Below are 18,669 nucleotides of genomic sequence, written 5' to 3' on the forward strand. Positions count from 1 at the left end.
TTGTGCCCTTCCTTGGGTTGCGGCGTCAGGTCTGCCCGCCCGAGATTTCGATGCACTGGCCATTGATGCTTTGCGATCCGGGCCGCACCAGCCACAGCGCGGCGGCGGCGACTTCCTCGGGCACGATAAGACGCTTGTGGCGGTTCTGATCGACCATTGCCTTCAATGCATCCTGCTGGCTGATGCCCGCGCGTTCTGAGATCGACGTGATGTTGCGCTCGACGATCGGGGTGTCCACGTAGCCGGGGCACAGCGCGTTGAAGGTATAGGGTTTGCCCATGAACTCTTCCGAATAACTGCGGGTCAGGCCGATCAGCCCGTGTTTCGAGGCGGCATAGGCACCGGCTCCGGGCGCGCCGCGCAAACCGGCAATCGAAGCGACGGAAATCACCCGGCCCCAATCCGTTTCCAGCATCGACCGCAAGCTTTCGCGTATGGTCAGGAACGCGCCATCGAGGTTGGTCGCCATGATGTCGCGCCAGAACGCCATGTCGGTCTTCTGCAGCGTCTTGCCCATGGCGATGCCGGCATTGGCGACGCAGACCTGGATCGGCCCCCGCGCTTCGACCGCATCGGCGATTCCTGTCACGACGTTTTCCTCGTCGCGGACATCCATGACCATACCGGCGATGCGGTCGGTCGAAACCTTGTCCAGAACCTCTTGCCGACGGCCGGTGATGGTCACGACGGCGCCTTCATCGGCCAGCGCCCGCGCTATGGCCAACCCGATGCCCGTGCCGCCACCGGTCACCAGCGCATGTTTTCCAGTCAATGTCATTGCTGCTCCTCCTGTTGCCGCGCAGCCTATATGTCCTGCCGCCTGTGACAAGACGCGCCGTGTCGTCACGCCAAAATCAATGCAAACATGTGAATGTGTATTATAGTGGTGGAGGACCTATGACCGCGAAACCGACGATTCTAGCTTTGGCATTGGTTGTCGGAGCACAGGCATTCGCCAGCGAAGACATCGCGGATCAGTACCCCGCGTCCGAGCTTTACTCCAAGCCCGTGGAAGTGATCCCGCATGTCTTTTCGGCCATCGGCGCAACTGCGCCGCCGACCTACGAAAACGCGGGCCACAACAACAACCTCTCCTTCATCGTGACGGACGAGGGGGTGGTCGTCGTCAATTCCGGCGCCTCCAGCCGGCTTGCCGCTGCGCTACATGACGAAATCAGGCAGGTCACGGACCAACCGGTCGTTCTGGTCATCAACGAGAACGGGCAGGGGCACGCGATGCTCGGCAACGGCTATTGGCGCGACCAAGGCGTCGATATCCTGGCCCATGTCGATGCGGTCGCCGAGACCATGGAAAACGGCGACTTCATCCTTCAGGGGATGCGGCGCTACAATGGGGACCGCGCCGAGGGCACCCGGGTCGAGCACGCCAACCTGACCTTCGAGGATGAACACGTCGTCAAGCTGGGCGATATCGAGATAAAGGTTCTGCACCTCGGGCCGGCGCATGATCCCGGCGACACGCAGGTATGGATTCCGCAATGGGACATCATGATCACCGGCGACATCGCCTTTCACGAGCGGATGCTGCCGATATTCGAGCATACTTGCACAAGCTGCTGGATCGAAACCTGGGAAACGCGGCTGGAGCCGATCGCGCCGACCCACGTGATTCCCGGCCACGGCCATCCCACGAACTTCGCGCAGGTCCGGCGCTATTCGGTCGATTATCTCAGGGATCTCCGCGAGAAGGTCGGCGCGCATATCGACGAAGGTGGAGATCTTGCTGGCGCCTATTACGTGGACCAGTCGCACTGGGCCCACCTGGATACGTTCGAGGAACTGGCGACCAAGAACGCGGGCCGCGTATTCGAGGAAATGGAATGGGAATAGCGGAGGTCAAGAACCGGTTCCCGTATTCGCTGCCGGTAAGGGAAGACGTGTTCCGCAGGACAGGCTGATGTGACAAAACCGGTCTTTTCCGTTTAAAAACCGACATAACTTTTGCCAAGCGGGCGGGAAGGGTCTAGGACTTGCACCAACAAGGGTGTGAAGCCTTGCTTGCTGTTGCCCATGAGGAAATTCATGCACCGGATTGACATACCGCCGGTCTGGCTGGTGGGGTTTGCCGTTTTGGCCTGGATGCAGTCGCGGCACCTGTCGTTGGGACTGTCGCTGGATGGTGCCATCACGGATCTGCTGTCGGGGTTGCTGATCGGCGGCGGTATCCTTCTGATGGTACTGGCGGTCGTCGAATTCCGCCGCCACCGCACCACCATCGTGCCGCACGAGACGCCGACGGCGATGGTGCAGACGGGCATCTACAAGCGAAGCCGCAACCCGATCTATGTGGGTGACGTCCTGATCCTGACCGGGATCATCCTGCGGATGGACGCAGTTCTGTCGCTTGTCCTGGTCCCGATCTTCGTCTGGGTGCTGGAGCGGCGGTTCATACTGCCCGAAGAAAACCGACTGCGCCGTACTTTCCGGGCGGATTTCGCCCGTTACGAACGCAAGACCCGACGCTGGCTATAGGAGAATCGTCTAAGTGACCTGACGTTGCGAATGCTGCGCTTGCGAAATAATCTTGCGCAAGATACACCTCTGCTTTGCAGACAGTTCCGTTGCCCGGGGGAAACCGGGCAAAAAAGAAGGGGGACCCTACTGGTGAAGATAGGTACACCAAAGGAAACATTTGACGGCGAAAACCGGGTCGCGATGACCCCGGACTCGGCGTTGCAGCTGCAGAAACTGGGCTATGACTGCGCCATCGAGACCGGCGCGGGCGCGGCCGCGGGTTTCTCGGACGAAGCGTATGAAAAGGCCGGCGTCGAGATCGTCAAGACCGCCGCGGCGCTGTGGAAAACCGCAGACATCATCGCCAAGGTGCGGCAGCCGAACGAAACCGAACTCAAGCGCCTGACCAAGAACAAGACGCTGATTTCCTTTTTCAACCCCGCCGGAAACGAGAAGGGGATGGACCTGGCCAAGTCCAAGGGCGCGAACGTCATCGCCATGGAAATGGTGCCGCGCATCAGCCGCGCGCAGAAGATGGACGCCCTGTCGTCAATGGCCAACATCGCCGGTTACCGTGCGGTGATCGAGGCCGGCAACAACTTCGGCCGCTTTTTCACGGGCCAGGTAACCGCCGCCGGCAAGGTGCCGCCTGCCAAGGTGCTCGTCGTGGGCGCCGGCGTGGCTGGTCTGGCCGCGATCGGCACCTCGACCTCGCTTGGCGCCATCACCTATGCCTTCGACGTGCGGCCTGAAGTGGCCGAACAGGTCGAATCCATGGGGGCCGAGTTCGTCTACCTCGATTTCGAGGAAGAACAGCAGGACGGTGCCGCCACCGGCGGTTACGCCGCAGTTTCGTCTCCGGAGTTCCGCGAGGCGCAGTTGGCCAAGTTCCGCGAACTGGCGCCCGAGATGGACATCGTCATCACGACCGCGCTGATCCCCAACCGCGAGGCGCCCAAGCTGTGGCTGGAAGACATGGTGAAGGCCATGAAGCCCGGCTCGGTGATCGTCGACCTCGCCGCCGAGCGCGGCGGCAACGTCGAAGGCACGGTGCCGGATGAGAAGGTCGTGACCGAGAACGGCGTGACCATCATCGGCTACACCGACTTCCCCAGCCGCATGGCATCGCAGGCCTCGTCGCTCTACGCCACCAACGTCCGTCACATGATGACCGATCTGACGCCCGAGAAGGACGGCAGGATCAACCACGACATGGAAGACGACGTGATCCGGGGCGCGACCGTGACCTATCAGGGCGAGATCACATTCCCGCCGCCGCCGCCCAAGATCCAGGCGATCGCGGCGCAGCCCAAGAAAGAGGTCAAGGAACTGACGCCCGAGGAAAAACGGGCCAAGGAAGTTGCGGAATTCAAGGCGCAGACCAAAAGCCAGGTGACCCTGCTGGCGGTGGGCGGCCTTCTGATGCTGCTGGTCGGCGCCGTGGCGCCCGCCAGCTTCATGCAGCACTTCATCGTGTTCGTGCTGGCCGTCTTCGTGGGCTTCCAGGTGATCTGGAACGTCTCGCACAGCTTGCACACGCCGCTGATGGCGATCACCAACGCAATTTCGTCGATCATCATCGTCGGCGCGCTGATGCAGATAGGGTCTGGGTCATTCCTTGTGATCCTGCTGGCGGCGCTCAGCGTCTTCATGGCCGGGATCAACATCTTCGGCGGCTTCCTCGTAACCCGGCGCATGCTCGCCATGTTCCAGAAATCTTAAGGAGGCCGGGGAAATGGAATTCGGTTTCACGACTGCCGCTTATGTCGTTGCGGCTGTTCTCTTCATCCTCAGCCTTGGCGGGCTCAGCGGCCAGGAAAGCGCGAAACGCGCCGTCTGGTACGGAATCGTCGGCATGGGGCTTGCGGTCTTCGCGACCCTGGTCGGGCCCGGATCGGGCTTGTGGCTGCTGTCGCTGCTCCTGATCGCGGGCGGTGGCGTCATCGGCACCTACGTCGCGAAGCGCGTGCAGATGACCGAGATGCCGCAGCTTGTGGCGGCCATGCACTCGCTGGTCGGCCTTGCGGCGGTCTTCGTCGGTTTCAACGCGCATTTCGAGATCAGAAACGTCGCCGAAGTGTTCGCGATCGTGGACTCGGCCAAGGACGCGGATCTTTCCGATCTTGGCGCCTTCGCCAAGCTGATCGCCAAGAAGACCTCGGCCGAACTGGCGATCCTGCATGTCGAACTGTTTCTCGGCGTCTTCATCGGTGCGGTGACCTTCACCGGCTCGGTGATCGCCTATGGCAAGCTGGCGGGCAAGGTCACGTCGGCGGCTACCAAGCTGCCGGGTGGTCACATGCTGAACGCCGGCGCGGCGGCGCTGTCGCTGATCTGCCTGATCTGGTACTTCAACACCGGCGGGTTCTTCCCGCTGTTCTTGATGACGCTGGCGGCGCTGTTCATCGGTTATCATCTGATCATGGGTATCGGCGGCGCCGACATGCCGGTGGTGGTGTCGATGCTCAACTCCTACTCGGGCTGGGCCGCGGCGGCGATCGGTTTCTCGCTGGGCAACGATCTGCTGATCGTTGTGGGCGCGCTGGTTGGCTCGTCCGGTGCGATCCTCAGCTACATCATGTGCAAGGCGATGAACCGTCACTTCATCAGCGTGATCCTCGGCGGCTTTGGCGGTCCCCAGGGCGAGCAGATGGCGGTCGAGGGCGAGATGATCGCCATCGAAGCCGAAGGCGTCGCAGCGGCGCTGAACGAAGCCGACAGCGTGATCATCATCCCGGGCTACGGTATGGCCGTTGCGCAGGCCCAGCAGGCGGTCAGCGAACTGACCCGCAAGCTGCGCGCCAAGGGCAAGCAGGTGCGGTTCGCCATCCATCCCGTCGCCGGTCGTCTGCCCGGCCACATGAACGTGCTGCTGGCCGAGGCGAAGGTTCCTTACGACATCGTTCTGGAAATGGACGAGATCAACGAGGACTTCCCCGAAACGGATGTGGCCATCGTCATCGGCTCGAACGACATCGTGAACCCGGCGGCGCAGGACGACCCGAACTCGCCCATCGCCGGCATGCCGGTGCTGGAATGCTGGAAGGCCAAGCAGGTGTTCGTGTCGAAACGCGGTCAGGGCACCGGCTATTCCGGCATCGAGAATCCGCTGTTCTTCAAGGAGAACACCCGGATGTTCTATGGCGACGCCAAGCAGTCGCTCGACAAGCTGTTGCCGATGATCGACTGATCCAGGCGGTTGCACAGATCGGAAAGGCGTCCCATCGGGGCGCCTTTTCTTGTATTCTCGCCCAGGAGGTTGGCGCCAGCCGGCAACAGGGAGGTGTCGATGGAAAAGGTGAATGGCATCGGCGGAATGTTTTTCCGCGCCCGCGACCCCGACGCTCTGGCCGCCTGGTACGAGCAGCACCTGGGGGTGGATCGTGTTGGAAACGTTCCGTGGAAACAGCGCGAAGGTTACACGGTCTTTGCCCCCTTCGCGCAGGACACCGACTATTTCGGCGCAAGCGATCGGCAATGGATGATCAATTTCCGTGTCGACGACCTCGACGCGATGATCGCGCAATTGCGAACCGCCGGGATCGAAGTGGAAACGCGGCCCGAATGGGACAGCGAGATTGGTCGTTTTGCACGCCTGCGCGACCCCGAGGGCAACCCGATCGAGCTATGGCAGCCAAATCACTGAGAAAATTCCGACTGTATACCTTGGTGTTCAGATAAGCGATTGAAATAAAACGGAATTGATGTCTTTTCGTTGTCGCGTATAGTGCCCTGCAATTGCAGGAGCAGAACATGACGCCGATCCAGGACCACCCTTTGCGCTATGCGCTGGCCAACGAGTTGCACGCGCGGCCTTTCCCGGCGACGGCGGCGCCCTGCACGGTGATCTTCCTGGCCATCAAGCAGCCTGTTGCGGCGGTCGTGCGGGACAAGGAGGAGGATCGCGCGCACCTGGTCGATCTGCTGGACCGCCACGGCGCCCCGCATCCGCAACCGGGGGCGACGCATTACGCGGGCCGGATCGGGCGGCACTTGCTGAAGTGGGAGCAGCATACCGAGTTCGTGACCTACACCGCCATTTCGCAGGGTGTCACCGACCGCGCCTTCAACCCGGCGGATTTCGAGATCTTTCCGCCGGACTGGCTGGCCAAGAGCCCGGGCCAGAGGATCACCTCGGCGATGCTGCGGGTCGTCGCGCGTGACGTTGACAACGACATCGACACCGCTCTGGCCGAATGGTTCGAACCCGAAAGCTTGGCGGTAGCGCGCGTGCTGGACGATGCCGCCGTCGCCGCCAGTGATTTCCGGATCGACCCGGCGGGGCACATGCGGTTCGCGGTCTTCGTCTCGCGCGACACCGGGCGGCGCCGGACGGGGCGGATCATTCAGCGCCTGTGCGAGATTGAAACCTACAAGGCGATGTCGATGCTGGGCTTCGCCCGGGTCAAGAACCTCATGCCGCGGATCGGAGAACTGGACGGGCGTCTGACGGATCTGATGACCGAGATGACGAACGATGCCGCGCGCCCCGATGAACTGCTGCCGCAGCTTCTGTCGACTTCCACGGAACTCGAAACCCTGTCGGCACGATGTTCCTTCCGTTTCGGCGCGACCGGAGCCTACGAAGCCATCGTGAACCAGCGGATCGAAGCCCTGCGGGAACAGCGGTTCCAGGGACGGCAGACATTTGCCGATTTCATGATGCGTCGGTATGAACCGGCGATCCGGACGGTGAAGTCGACGGAAAAGAGACTGGCCGCCCTGTCCGATCGGGCGATCCGGGCTGGCGAGTTGCTGCGGACGCGGGTCGATGTGGTGCGCAGCGCCCAGAACCAGGCGCTGCTGGAAAGTATGGACCGTCGTGCGGATCTGGCCCTGCGGCTGCAGCACACGGTCGAAGGGCTGTCCGTGGTGGCGATCAGCTACTACGCCGTGTCGCTGGCCAGCTATCTGCTCTATCCAGTGACCTCGGCGGGGATCAGCAAGGGCATGTTGTCCGCGGTCGTGACCCTGCCTGTCGTTGCGGCGGTTTGGTGGTCGGTCCGCAGAATCCGCCGCCGATTGGAGTGAGCGCCTCAGTACGAGATGCCGACCGCGCGCCGCAAATAGCGGGCTTCGGAGAGTTGCCGGGTAAGAAAACCGGCAACGTCCGCCCGCGAGATCTTCAGGCGCAGTGATCTGTCGCTTGGCTTGAATCCCTCCTTGTAGGCGCCTGACGCAGGGCCGTCGGTGAACGCTCCGGGCCGGACAATCGTCCAGTCCAGTCCGCTGGCCTGCACAAGGTTTTCCTGCAACTCGTGATCGCGGAACGCCGGCCGTAGCAGGAAGCCGAACATGATCCGCTTCCAGAAGAAGTTCAGGTTGCTCCAGCTTTCGTGGGCGCCCAAGGTCGACTGGCAGATCAGGCGGCGAACGCCGTGCCGATGCATGGCTCGGATGATGTTCAGGGTACCCTGAGATCGTATCACGCTCTTGCGTGAGGCTCCGGCCCCCAGGGCGACTACAACCACGTCATGACCCTGCACAGCTGCATCGACATCTTTTGGGTTCAAGGCGTCGCCAGCGACCAGCGTCAACCGCGGTGATCGTTCGCCAAGCCGTTCGGGCCAACGGGCGAAGGCGGTCACGTCATGTCCTTCGTCCAGCATACGGGTCACGGCCAGGCGGCCTACGGTTCCGGTCGCTCCGAATACGATGATCTTCATGGTCGTCTCCTTTCTGGCGGTTGCTCAATTTGACACCGTGTCAAGTTGACATGATGTCAAATAGGAGTAACTTTACATTATGTCAAGTGCAGAGAAAAACACCCGAACGCGAATCCTCGATGCCGCCTGGACGTTGCTTGAGACCAATTTGGGCGAACCCGTCCGCATGTCCGATATCGCACGCGAGGCCGGGATCAGCCGGCAGGCTTTATACCTTCACTTCCCGACACGCGCGGAACTGCTGGTGGAAACCACGCTGCATATCGACGAGGTCAAGAATATGGAGTCGCGCCTGACGCCAAGCCGCTCTGCGCGGTCGGGAGAGGAGCGTTTGACGGCCTTCGTCGATGCATGGGGGAATTACATTCCGGAAATCCACGGTGTCGGACGGGCGCTGATGGCGATGCAGGAAACGGATGCCGAGGCGCGATCGGCATGGCAGGGCCGGATGGAAGCGGTTCGGCACGGTTGCGCGGCGGTGGTCCGAGACCTGAGCCGGGACGGTGGGTTGAAACCTGAACTGGACGAGGGCAGGGCGACCGACCTCTTGTGGACACTGCTTTCAGTCAGAAATTGGGAACACCTGGTGAGGGACTGCGGCTGGTCCCAGACCGCATATCTTGAAACCATGCAGGCGTTGGCGCGCGCGGCCTTGGTCAAGACCGCCGCCACCGACTGACGAGGTAAATTTCGCTTCCGGTTCAGCGCCCGCGGATGCGCGGGTCAAGCGCATCGCGAAGACCGTCGCCCAGGTAGTTGACGCTGAGCACCGTCAGCGAGATGGCGAGACCCGGCCAGAATACCCGCTCGGGATATTGCTGCAGGTAGTCGACGCCATCCTGCAACAGCCGCCCCCATGTCGGGAAATCTGGTGGGAAGCCGAGGCCGAGGAAGGACAGGGCGCTTTCCGTGATGATTGCCGTCGCGATCCCCAGCGTCGCCGAAACCATGATCGGCGAAAGCACGTTGGGCAGGATGTGGCGCATGATGATCCGGCTGTTGCTGGTGCCGATGGAACGGGCCGCCAGTACGAATTCGCGCTCCTTCAGGGCCAGCACGTCGCCACGGACGATCCGCGCGGTGGGCATCCAGGACGTGATCCCGATGGCCGAGACGATCAGGATGAACAGACCACGTTCAAGCCCGAACGCCGCGCTGAGCGGTTCGCGGAAAAGCAGCATCATCACCAGCAGGAGCGGCAGCAGCGGCAGCGCGAGAAACAGGTCGGTCAGCCGCATCAAGGGGCCGTCGAAACGCCTGAAGAACCCGGCCAGAACGCCGATGAACGAGCCGAGGAACAAGGCCAACAGCATTGCAGCGATGCCAACAGATACCGAAGTCTGACCCCCGGCCATCATGCGCGCCAGCATGTCGCGGCCCAACTGGTCGGTGCCGAAGGGGTGCGCCCAGCTGGGCCCTTGGTTCCGTTCGCGGATTGCAGTCTGGGTCGGATCGATGTCCCAGAAGAACGGGCCGAGATAGACCGAGGCGACGATCAGGATGAACAGGACCGCGCCCAGCATGGCGCCCTTGTGGGTCTTGAACTGGTCCCAGACATCGCGCCATTGACTGCGCGGCGGGTTGTGCAGCTCTTCCATCGGACCAGCTGCGGGCAGGGCGGTCGACGCGGGGGCCAGCCCTTCGTCGGGTACAAAGCGCTCCTTGTCAGTCATAGCGGATCCTCGGGTCCAGAATGCCGTAGAGAACGTCGGCGATCAGATTGAACAGAACGATCAGCACGGCGAATATGAAGGTCAGGGTTTGCACCATCGGAAGGTCATTGGCCTGAATGGCGCCGATCAGCAGTTGCCCGATGCCGTTCACCTTGAACACCTGCTCGGTGATGATGGCACCGCCAAAGATCGACGGGATGCCAAGCGCGATCACGGTGACCACCGGGATCATCGAGTTTCGCAGCACGTGGACCATGACCACCGTATACTCGCTCAGACCCTTCGCGCGGGCGGTTCGGACGTAATCCTGGTTCAGGTTGTCCAGCATCGAAGCGCGCATGAAGCGGCTGAGCTGCGCGGTGATCTGCAGTGCCAGCACCATGACCGGCATGATCATCTGCTGGAGTTGCAGCATGAAGCTGTCCCAGTCGGTAACCTTGAGGGTTGTGTCGTAGATCGAAGGGAACCAGCCCAGGTTGACCGAAAAGATCACGATCACCAGAACGCCCGAAAAAAACGGCGGCACCGAAAAGCCGATCATCGAAACAAAGGTGCCCATCTGGTCGAACCACGAATACTGGCGGTAGGCGGAATAGATGCCGATGGGCAGGGCGATCAGGATGGCGACCACGTAGGCCGTGCCAACCACCCACAGGGTCTGGGGGATGCGCTGTACGACAATGTCCATCACCGGCGAGCGGGTCTGCCACGAGATCACCCGCAGATCGCCCTGCGAGAAGGTGGTGCCGAAGATGTGGTCGACCAGCACCTGCGGCTCGATCCAGAAGAACTGCACGATCCACTTCCAGAACCGGATATGCATCGGCTGGCCGAGGCCAAGCGCCTCGCGCATCTTTTCCTTGACCTCCGGAGGCACGGTCAACGGCACCTGCGCCATGGGGTCGCCGGGGGCGAGTTCGAGGAGAAGGAAAATCACAAGACTGATGAACAAAAGCGTCGGGACTGCCAGGACCAGACGGCGGATGGTGAAGGTCAGCATTCAGGTGCGCCTTTGTTTACGAGTCTTTTTCTTGGGTCATTATGCCAGAGGCCGCGCCCCGATAAAGATCGGAGCGCGGATTTGCAAGGCTAGCGTATCAGGAACCGGTCTTGCGGAACCAATCCGCGGCGTTCCACAGTTCGCTGTCCCAGACGTTCAGGATCACGCCGCCCAGCGTGTTCGAGTGGGCGGACAGACGGCCACGGTGCACCAGCGGGATCATGCCGCCGTTTTCGACCATGATGTCGTTCAGACGCTTGGCCAGTTCGGCGCGCGCGTCCGCTCCGGCGGTTTCGGCCAGTTGCGCGTGCAGCTTGTCGAACTCCTCGTTGCAGAAACGGCTGATGTTCTCGCCCTGCCACTGCGTTTCGGGACGCGGAGCCTTGTCGCACAGGCCGTTGCCCAGATAGGACTGCGGGTCGGTGCCGTTGAAGGTGTTGGCGTACATCTCGACATCGGCATAGAACTTCTGGAAGGTGTCGGGCGAGCCCGGATCACCGCCAAAGAAGACCGATGCGTTGATGTTGCGCAGTTCGGTCTCGATGCCGATTTGCGCCCACCATTCCTTGATCAGCGCCTGGAAGTCCTGACGGACGGCGTTGGTCGAGGTCTGATAGACGATCTTGAGCGGAACGCCATCCTTTTCGCGCACGCCGTCGCCATCGGTGTCGACGATGCCTGCATCGTCCAGCAGCTTCTTGGCGCCTTCGATGTCCTGCTTGTCGCAGGTGAAGGTGGTCGAATTGACCGCAGCGGGTGCCGGCACCCAGTTGCAGGTCACCTGACCGGCCTTGCCGTATCCGATTTCGACCAGCAGCGGACGGTCGATGGCCAGGGACATGGCCTTGTAGACCGCCGGATCCTTCAGGAACGGATGCGGATGCTTGGCGGTCGACCGCTCGCCTTCAGGCAGGTCGGGCGACGGGTTGGTCTGGTTCAGCATGATGCGCTCGACGAGCGGGCCGAAGCCCGCCACCGGAACGCCCTTGCCGCCTGCTTCCATCTGGGCGATCACCTCGGGCGCAAGCTGCAGGTTCCAGGCGTAGTCGAACTCGCCGGTTTCCATCACGGCACGGCCCGCCGCGGTCGCATCGCCGCCGCCCTTGAAGGTCAGCGTGGCGAAGGCCGGTTTGTTCGGGTCGCGGTAATTCGGGTTGGCCGACATGGTGATCACGTCGTTCGGCTTGAACTCGTCCACAACGAACGGGCCGGTGCCGATCGGGCCAAAGTTCTGTTCGGTGCATTCAGGTGCCTTGGCGCCCATGCAGTTCTCGAACTGGGCCTTCTGGATGATCGGGCTTTCGCCGCCCACGAAGGGGCCGTAGGGGAAGGGGGTCGGCTTGTCGAAAGTTACCTTGACGGTCATGTCGTCAACCGCCTCGACCGAGGTCACGCCTTCGAATTTCGTCACCTGCGCGCAGCCGCCTTCGGGATGCATGCAGTATTCGGCGGTGAACACGACGTCGGCCGATGTGAACGGGCTGCCGTCCGACCAGGTGATTCCGGGCGCGATCTTCCAGGTGATCGAGGTCAGATCCTCGCTCACCCCGCCGTTGTCGACGGTCGGGATCTCGGCGGCCAGGTAGGGCACCATGTTGCCGTCCTGGTCGTAGCGGGCGAGCGGTTCGATCACCAGCGACGCCGATTCAACGTCCTTGGTGCCACCCGACAGGAAGGGGTTCAGGATCGACGGAGCCTGCCAATAGATGATGCTGACATTGCCGTCCGATCCGCGCTCGGCCATGGCCATCGGGGCCAGCGCCGTGCTTGCGATCGCACCGAGCAAAAGGGCTTTGACTTTCATTCTACACTCCATGTTGGACACGAATGTGTCTTGCTTATCTCCGCACTGCCTGCGGATTTGGCGTTGCCGAAATGGATTCAAGGCTTTGAAACAAAAGGAAAACACTGAACGTGCCCTGTGTTCCGCGCTCTCTCCCCCAGAACGGTTACGCTGCGTATCGAAACAGAGTTTCCGAAAATTGCAAGCCTTGCCGTCGGGAAAAGCTGCAATGGGTTTGACTTTCCCCGCCTCGCGGTCTTAGCGTTTGTCACTCAACCAACAAGGGCGGCCAAGGGGAGCGCTTTCGTGCTGGATCAGCCTATTGCACAGATCAGGAAACTGCGGGTCGAATTCCAGACCAAGGATGGACCGGTCGTCGGGGTCGAGGATGTCTCGTTCGAGGTGCATCCGGGCGAAACCGTTTGTATCGTTGGGGAATCCGGTTCGGGCAAATCGGTGTCGTCGCTGTCCCTGATGCGGCTGGTGGAATTCGGCGGCGGCGAGATTGCAGGCGGCGAACTGCTGTTCGACCGGCGCGACGGGCGCGAGATGGACCTGGCGGAAGCCGACCAGGACATGATGAAGAAGATTCGCGGCAACGAGATCGGGATGATCTTTCAAGAGCCGATGACGGCTCTGAACCCTGTCTTCACAGTCGGCCGTCAGCTGACCGAAGGGCTGCGCATTCACAAGGACATGTCCAAGGCCCAGGCCGAGAAGCGGGCGGTGGAACTGTTGCGTCAGGTCCGTATCCCCGAACCCGAGCGGCGGCTGGAACAGTATCCGCACGAGTTGTCGGGAGGAATGCGGCAGCGGGTCGTGATCGCCATGGCGATGGCTTGCGAGCCGCGCCTGCTGATCGCGGATGAGCCGACAACGGCGCTGGACGTGACGATTCAGGCGGAAATCCTGGCGCTGATGGACCGGCTCAAGCGCGAGACGGGTACGGCGGTGATGTTCATCACTCATGACATGGCGGTCGTTGCGCAGATGGCCGACCGCGTCGTCGTCATGTATCGCGGCAACAAGGTCGAGGAAGGCCCCGTCACCGAGATTTTCGAGAACCCGAAGCACGACTACACCAAGGCCCTGCTGGCGGCGGTGCCGAAGCTGGGCGAAATGCGCGGCAAGGCGGCGCCCGAGCCGATGAAGCTGCTGGGTGTGGAAGGCCAGAAGATCGCGCCGATTCCCGGCACGAAGGACGTGCTGCTGACCGTCAAGGGACTGACGACCCGTTTCCCCGTCAAGGGAGGTCTGTTGCGCCGCACTATCGCCAACGTGCATGCGGTCGAGGATGTCTCGTTCAAGCTGAACCGCGGCCAGACGCTGAGTCTGGTCGGAGAATCCGGTTGCGGAAAGTCTTCGGCGGGGCGGTCGATCCTGCGGCTGGTCGAGCCGATGGCGGGCGAGATCAATCTTGACGGCGTCGATATCATGAAGCTGGACCAGAACGGCCTTCGGAAGGCGCGTCTGGACATGCAGATGATCTTTCAGGATCCGTTCGCCTCGCTCAATCCGCAGATGCAACTTGTGGATCAGGTGGCCGAGCCGCTGAGGAACTACAACGTGGCGACTGGTTCGGAACTGCACGACCGGGTGGCGAACCTGTTCGACCGGGTGCAGTTGCCGCGCAGCTTCATGCGCCGCTATCCGCACGAAATGTCCGGCGGGCAGCGCCAGCGTATCGCCATCGCCCGCGCACTGGCCTTGAACCCCAAGCTGATCATCGCGGACGAGGCGGTTTCGGCGCTGGACGTCTCGGTTCAGGCGCAGGTCCTGAACCTGATGATGGAACTGCAGGCCGAACTGGGGCTGAGTTACCTGTTCATCTCGCACGACATGGCCGTGGTCGAGCGTGTGAGCCATCATGTCGGTGTCATGTATCTTGGCCGGATCGTCGAACTGGGGCCGCGGAGCCGCGTGTTCGAGAACCCGCAGCACCCCTATACGCAAGCCCTGATGAAGGCGGTTCCGATCGCGGATCCGAACAGGCGCAAGTCGGAAAAAGACCTGAACTTCAAACCGATCCCGTCGCCAATCCATTCCTTGGATTACAAGCCGGCGCCGTCGGAATACCGCGAAGTCGAACCGGGGCATTTCATCCTGACCACCGACAGCGGGTACTGATTTAATGACCCAGCGTCTGACGCCGTTGGAGATCATGGCCAAGCTGGTGTCATTTCCGACGGTGAGCCGCGAGTCCAACCTGCCGCTGGTCGATTGGGTTGAGGGCTATCTGGCAAGTCAAGGTATCCAGGCGCATCGCTGGCCGGACCCGGCACAGCCGCACAAGGCCGCGCTCTTTGCCCATGTCGGGCCTTTGGAAGAGGGGGCGGTCGTGCTTTCCGGGCACACCGATGTCGTGCCCGTGGACGGTCAGCCCTGGGACAGCGATCCCTTCACCGTGACCGAGCGAGACGGCAAGTATTTCGGCCGCGGCACCTGCGACATGAAGGGTTTCGACGCGCTGGCGATCTGGGCGCTGGTCGAGGCCCGCCATCGCGGCGTCACGCGGCCTTTGCAACTGGCGCTGAGTTTCGACGAAGAGGTCGGCTGCACCGGCGCGCCGCCGCTGATCGCGGCGATGCAGGAGGTTCTGCCCAAGGGCTCGGCGGTGATCGTGGGCGAGCCGTCGATGATGCAGGCGGTCACCGGCCACAAGGGCGGGTTCGGATATGCCACCCATGTCGTCGGCTTCGAGGTACACAGTTCGATCATGCATACCGGCATCAACGCCGTCATGGCCGCTGCGCCGCTGATCGATTGGGCCAACCACCGCAATGCCGAAAACATGGCGGCCGAACCCTCGGCGCTGGCGGCTGTGTTCGAGCCACCCTGGACCACCTGTCATGTCGGGCAGATACAGGGTGGTACGGCGCATAACATCACCGCCAAGGACTGCCGTTTCATGTTGGATTTCCGGGTGGTGCCTGGCGAGGATCCCGCGACTTGGCGCGATGCTTACCTGGCCCGCGTGCGCGAGGTCGAAGCGAACATGCGGGCCGTCCATCCGGAGACCCGGATCGACGTGTCGGAAAGCTTCGCGGTGCCCGCGCTGGAGCCCGAACAGGGAGGCGAGGCCGAAACGCTGGTGCGGGTCCTGACCGGCGACAACGCGACTCACGTGGTCAGCTACGGCACCGAGGCCGGGCACTTCCAGCAGGCCGGGTATTCCGCCGTCGTCTGTGGGCCGGGGGATATCGCGCAGGCGCATCAGCCGAACGAATTCATCACAGTGGCGCAGTTCGATGCCGGCCACGCCTTCATGGAACGATTGTTGGACAAGCTGGAGAGCTAGGAGATGCCGGGAAACCGCTCGGATCGAGTTCGCGCCTATTTTCAAGCCCTGACTGCGGGCGATATCCCGGCGATCCTGAAGCTGTTTACACCCGATGCAGAGATCCACTCGCCTTTTCTGGGCGTGATGAAGGCTCAGGATTTCTACGCCAAACTCGATGCGGCCTCTGCCTCAAGCGAGCTCACGGTCCTGGATGTGCTGTTGGGCGAAGACGGTCAGAGCGCAGCGGCGCATTTCCGGTACGACTGGGTGCTGAAAAGCGGTAACCGGCTGGTCTTTGAGGGCGTCGATCATTTCACCTTCGGCGCTGATGATCGTTTCACCGCGATGCGGATCTACTATGACACCCACCCTGTGCGCGAAGAGGTGGGGGACAAATACGCCTGAAGCGCGGCGCGGGCCAACATGGGAGAACTGGATATGCCGATCAAGAACCGACTGGCGGACATGCACGGCGAGATCACCGGCTGGCGCCGACACCTGCATGCGCACCCGGAACTGATGTACGACGTCCACGAAACCGCGGGTTTCGTCGTCGAACGGCTCAGGGAATTCGGGGTCGATGACATCACCCCGGGTATCGGCAAGACCGGGGTCGTCGCCGTGATCAAGGGCAAGACCGACACCAAAGGCCGCGTGATCGGGTTGCGGGCGGACATGGACGCGCTGCCGATCGAAGAGGCGACGGGGCTCGACTATGCTTCCACCGTGCCGGGAAAGATGCACGCCTGCGGCCATGACGGGCATACCTCGATGCTGCTGGGGGCGGCGAAATACCTTGCCGAGACGCGGAATTTCGACGGTACCGCAGTGCTGATCTTTCAACCCGCCGAGGAAGGCGGCGCGGGCGGGCTTGCCATGTGCCAGGACGGGCTGATGGATCGCTGGGGCATTCAGGAAGTCTATGGCATGCACAACACGCCGGGTCTACCGGTGGGGGAATTCGCGATCCGGCCCGGCGCTTTGCTGGCCTCCTCCGACGAGTTCGAGATCCGGGTGACGGGCAAGGGCGGCCATGCCGCCGCTCCGCACGAGGCGGTCGATACGACCCTTGTGGCCGCGCAGATCGTCGTGTCGTTGCAATCGGTCGTGTCGCGCACTGTGGATCCGATCAAGCGCGTGGTCCTGACCGTGGGAACCTTCGAGACCGACAGCGTTGCTTCGAACGTGATCGCGCACAAGGTGCGTCTGCAAGGCACGGTGAGGACGCTCGACCCGGAATACCGCCCCATCGCCGAGGAACGGGTGCGCCGGATCGCCGAAGACACCGCCTCGGCCTTTGGGGCACATGCCGAGGTGATCTGGACGCCCGGCTACCCTGTAACCGTGAATTCGGCCGAGGAAACGACCCATGCCGCCGAAGCCGCAGCGGCGGTTGCCGGCAAGGTGAACGACAATGTCGATCCCATCATGCCTTCGGAAGATTTCGCCTACATGCTTGAAGAACGGCCCGGAGCCTACATCTTCATCGGGAACGGGGACACGGCCATGTGCCACCATCCCGCCTACAACTTCGACGACGACGCCATTCCCGCCGGTTGCAGCTGGTTCGCGGAAATCGTGGAACGGCGAATGCCCGTGGCGTGACAAAGGGGAGAGAGACATGCCGATCAAGAATCGTCTTGCGGAAATGCACGCCGAGATCACGGCCTGGCGGCGGGACATCCACGAAAACCCCGAAATCCTCTACGACACTCATCGCACCAGCGCGCTGGTTGCCGAAAAACTCAGGGAGTTCGGATGCGACGAAGTGGCGACCGGCATTGGCCGAACCGGCGTCGTTGGTGTGATCAAAGGCAAAACGGACACAATGGGGCGCGTGATCGGCCTGCGCGCGGACATGGACGCCCTGCCGATGCAGGAGCAGACCGGGCTTGCCCATGCTTCGAAAACGCCAGGCGCGATGCATGCCTGCGGCCATGACGGGCACACGGCGATGGTGCTGGGGGCGGCGAAATACCTGGCCGAGACGCGGAATTTTGACGGCACCGCCGTGGTGATCTTTCAGCCGGCGGAAGAGGGCGGCAACGGGGCCGAAGCGATGTGCAATGACGGTCTGATGGACCGGTTTGGGATTCAGGAAGTCTATGCCATGCACAATGTGCCGGGGATATCCGCCGGTCAGTTCGCGATCCGCTCGGGCCCGCTGCTTGCGGCGGCCGACGAATTCGACGTTCACCTCGAAGGGCGGGGCGGCCACGGCGCCAAGCCGCACGAAACCATCGACACCACGGTCATGTTGTCCCAATTGATCGTCGCCTTGCAGACTATCGTGTCCCGCAACGCCGACCCGGTCCTGCAGGCGGTCCTGTCGGTGACCTCGGTTGAAACTTCGTCGAAGGCGTTCAACGTGATCCCGCAATCCGCCCGCCTGCGCGGCACCGTGCGGACCCACTCGAACGAGTTGCGGGACCTGATCGAGAAGCGCCTGACTGAAGTGGTCGAAGGGGTCGCCTCCACATTCGGTGGATCTGCGCGGGTCAGCTATCACCGGGGCGTGCCTGTGACGATCAATGCCGAGGAGCAGACGGGTTACGCCACCGAGGCGGCGATCGCGGTCGGAGGCAGTTGCGACGAAGCGCCGATGGTCATGGGCGGCGAGGATTTTTCGTTCATGCTGCAGGAACGCCCGGGCGCTTTCATCGTGCTGGGAAACGGCGACAGTGCCGGGCTGCATCACCCGGAATACGATTTCAACGACGAGATCATCCCGATGGGTTGCTCGTGGTTTGCAGAAATGGTCGAGCGCAGAATGCCGGCCGCCTGAGTTTTCG

At 62.2% G+C, this 18,669-nt stretch carries 17 protein-coding genes; 12 read left to right on the forward strand and 5 right to left on the reverse strand.

Going from position 1 to position 18,669, the window contains the following annotated elements; translation table 11 throughout:
- Nucleotides 1–25: 25 nt before the first annotated feature.
- Nucleotides 26–778, reverse strand: coding sequence for an SDR family NAD(P)-dependent oxidoreductase (locus FGK63_RS10910; protein WP_138842070.1), 753 nt, complete (start codon nt 776–778; stop codon nt 26–28).
- 119 nt (nt 779–897) lie between these two features.
- On the opposite strand from FGK63_RS10910, the gene FGK63_RS10915 reads away from it, so the two are divergent.
- The 6 genes from FGK63_RS10915 (at nt 898) to FGK63_RS10940 (ending at nt 7,506) form a co-directional block, all read left to right on the forward strand.
- Nucleotides 898–1,851: an MBL fold metallo-hydrolase gene (locus tag FGK63_RS10915; RefSeq protein ID WP_138842072.1), complete on the forward strand. Its 954-nt coding sequence runs from the start codon at nt 898–900 to the stop codon at nt 1,849–1,851.
- Between the two features lie 192 nt (nt 1,852–2,043).
- Complete coding sequence (locus FGK63_RS10920) at nt 2,044–2,493, forward strand: methyltransferase family protein (protein ID WP_138842074.1); 450 nt, start codon at nt 2,044–2,046, stop codon at nt 2,491–2,493.
- Between the two features lie 132 nt (nt 2,494–2,625).
- On the forward strand, nt 2,626–4,197 hold the full coding sequence (locus FGK63_RS10925; RefSeq protein WP_138842076.1) for a Re/Si-specific NAD(P)(+) transhydrogenase subunit alpha: 1,572 nt from the start codon (nt 2,626–2,628) through the stop codon (nt 4,195–4,197).
- A gap of 13 nt (nt 4,198–4,210) precedes the next feature.
- Nucleotides 4,211–5,665, forward strand: a complete 1,455-nt coding sequence (locus FGK63_RS10930; RefSeq protein WP_138842078.1) for an NAD(P)(+) transhydrogenase (Re/Si-specific) subunit beta — start codon at nt 4,211–4,213, stop codon at nt 5,663–5,665.
- A 99-nt stretch (nt 5,666–5,764) separates the two neighbouring features.
- Complete coding sequence (locus tag FGK63_RS10935; RefSeq protein ID WP_138842080.1) at nt 5,765–6,121, forward strand: VOC family protein; 357 nt, start codon at nt 5,765–5,767, stop codon at nt 6,119–6,121.
- 107 nt (nt 6,122–6,228) lie between these two features.
- Nucleotides 6,229–7,506: a DUF3422 family protein gene (locus tag FGK63_RS10940; protein WP_138842082.1), complete on the forward strand. Its 1,278-nt coding sequence runs from the start codon at nt 6,229–6,231 to the stop codon at nt 7,504–7,506.
- Between the two features lie 5 nt (nt 7,507–7,511).
- Here FGK63_RS10940 and FGK63_RS10945 read toward each other — a convergent pair whose 3' ends face one another.
- On the reverse strand, nt 7,512–8,141 hold the full coding sequence (locus FGK63_RS10945; RefSeq protein WP_138842084.1) for an NAD(P)-dependent oxidoreductase: 630 nt from the start codon (nt 8,139–8,141) through the stop codon (nt 7,512–7,514).
- Nucleotides 8,142–8,220: 79 nt separating this feature from the next.
- Between FGK63_RS10945 and FGK63_RS10950 the strand changes: the two genes are divergently transcribed.
- Nucleotides 8,221–8,820, forward strand: coding sequence for a TetR/AcrR family transcriptional regulator (locus FGK63_RS10950; protein WP_138842086.1), 600 nt, complete (start codon nt 8,221–8,223; stop codon nt 8,818–8,820).
- A 22-nt stretch (nt 8,821–8,842) separates the two neighbouring features.
- On the opposite strand, the gene FGK63_RS10955 is transcribed toward FGK63_RS10950, so the two are convergent.
- The 3 genes from FGK63_RS10955 to FGK63_RS10965 form a co-directional block, all read right to left on the reverse strand.
- Nucleotides 8,843–9,814: an ABC transporter permease gene (locus FGK63_RS10955; RefSeq protein ID WP_138842088.1), complete on the reverse strand. Its 972-nt coding sequence runs from the start codon at nt 9,812–9,814 to the stop codon at nt 8,843–8,845.
- Nucleotides 9,807–10,814, reverse strand: coding sequence for an ABC transporter permease (locus FGK63_RS10960; protein WP_138842089.1), 1,008 nt, complete (start codon nt 10,812–10,814; stop codon nt 9,807–9,809). Before FGK63_RS10960 ends, FGK63_RS10955 begins: the two co-directional genes overlap by 8 nt.
- Before the next feature lie 97 nt (nt 10,815–10,911).
- Nucleotides 10,912–12,618 carry a peptide ABC transporter substrate-binding protein gene (locus FGK63_RS10965; protein ID WP_138842091.1) on the reverse strand — a complete coding sequence of 569 codons (1,707 nt, stop codon included), beginning with the start codon at nt 12,616–12,618 and terminating at the stop codon, nt 10,912–10,914.
- A 285-nt stretch (nt 12,619–12,903) separates the two neighbouring features.
- Between FGK63_RS10965 and FGK63_RS10970 the strand changes: the two genes are divergently transcribed.
- The 5 genes from FGK63_RS10970 to FGK63_RS10990 are packed head-to-tail and all read left to right on the forward strand — an operon-like array spanning nt 12,904 to nt 18,662.
- On the forward strand, nt 12,904–14,724 hold the full coding sequence (locus FGK63_RS10970; protein ID WP_138842093.1) for an ABC transporter ATP-binding protein: 1,821 nt from the start codon (nt 12,904–12,906) through the stop codon (nt 14,722–14,724).
- A gap of 4 nt (nt 14,725–14,728) precedes the next feature.
- A complete protein-coding gene (gene argE / locus FGK63_RS10975) occupies nt 14,729–15,895 on the forward strand; it encodes an acetylornithine deacetylase (RefSeq protein WP_138842095.1) in 1,167 nt (388 codons plus the stop codon).
- 3 nt (nt 15,896–15,898) lie between these two features.
- On the forward strand, nt 15,899–16,282 hold the full coding sequence (locus FGK63_RS10980) for a nuclear transport factor 2 family protein (protein WP_138842097.1): 384 nt from the start codon (nt 15,899–15,901) through the stop codon (nt 16,280–16,282).
- A gap of 33 nt (nt 16,283–16,315) precedes the next feature.
- A complete protein-coding gene (locus FGK63_RS10985) occupies nt 16,316–17,482 on the forward strand; it encodes a M20 aminoacylase family protein (protein WP_138842099.1) in 1,167 nt (388 codons plus the stop codon).
- A 16-nt stretch (nt 17,483–17,498) separates the two neighbouring features.
- Nucleotides 17,499–18,662, forward strand: a complete 1,164-nt coding sequence (locus FGK63_RS10990; protein WP_138842101.1) for a M20 aminoacylase family protein — start codon at nt 17,499–17,501, stop codon at nt 18,660–18,662.
- Nucleotides 18,663–18,669 lie beyond the last annotated feature (7 nt).

This window comes from Ruegeria sediminis (assembly GCF_005938215.1).
Classification (GTDB): domain Bacteria; phylum Pseudomonadota; class Alphaproteobacteria; order Rhodobacterales; family Rhodobacteraceae; genus Ruegeria; species Ruegeria sediminis.

Bases quoted from the DNA above. Each gene is read 5' to 3' on its own strand.
- FGK63_RS10945 (WP_138842084.1), bottom strand. From the start codon at position 8,141: ATGAAGATCATCGTATTCGGAGCGACCGGAACCGTAGGCCGCCTGGCC.
- FGK63_RS10965 (WP_138842091.1), bottom strand. From the start codon at position 12,618: ATGAAAGTCAAAGCCCTTTTGCTCGGTGCGATCGCAAGCACGGCGCTG.
- FGK63_RS10960 (WP_138842089.1), bottom strand. From the start codon at position 10,814: ATGCTGACCTTCACCATCCGCCGTCTGGTCCTGGCAGTCCCGACGCTT.
- FGK63_RS10930 (WP_138842078.1), top strand. From the start codon at position 4,211: ATGGAATTCGGTTTCACGACTGCCGCTTATGTCGTTGCGGCTGTTCTC.
- FGK63_RS10915 (WP_138842072.1), top strand. From the start codon at position 898: ATGACCGCGAAACCGACGATTCTAGCTTTGGCATTGGTTGTCGGAGCA.
- argE (WP_138842095.1), top strand. From the start codon at position 14,729: ATGACCCAGCGTCTGACGCCGTTGGAGATCATGGCCAAGCTGGTGTCA.
- FGK63_RS10955 (WP_138842088.1), bottom strand. From the start codon at position 9,814: ATGACTGACAAGGAGCGCTTTGTACCCGACGAAGGGCTGGCCCCCGCG.
- FGK63_RS10985 (WP_138842099.1), top strand. From the start codon at position 16,316: ATGCCGATCAAGAACCGACTGGCGGACATGCACGGCGAGATCACCGGC.
- FGK63_RS10920 (WP_138842074.1), top strand. From the start codon at position 2,044: ATGCACCGGATTGACATACCGCCGGTCTGGCTGGTGGGGTTTGCCGTT.
- FGK63_RS10940 (WP_138842082.1), top strand. From the start codon at position 6,229: ATGACGCCGATCCAGGACCACCCTTTGCGCTATGCGCTGGCCAACGAG.
- FGK63_RS10950 (WP_138842086.1), top strand. From the start codon at position 8,221: ATGTCAAGTGCAGAGAAAAACACCCGAACGCGAATCCTCGATGCCGCC.
- FGK63_RS10990 (WP_138842101.1), top strand. From the start codon at position 17,499: ATGCCGATCAAGAATCGTCTTGCGGAAATGCACGCCGAGATCACGGCC.
- FGK63_RS10980 (WP_138842097.1), top strand. From the start codon at position 15,899: ATGCCGGGAAACCGCTCGGATCGAGTTCGCGCCTATTTTCAAGCCCTG.
- FGK63_RS10935 (WP_138842080.1), top strand. From the start codon at position 5,765: ATGGAAAAGGTGAATGGCATCGGCGGAATGTTTTTCCGCGCCCGCGAC.
- FGK63_RS10910 (WP_138842070.1), bottom strand. From the start codon at position 778: ATGACATTGACTGGAAAACATGCGCTGGTGACCGGTGGCGGCACGGGC.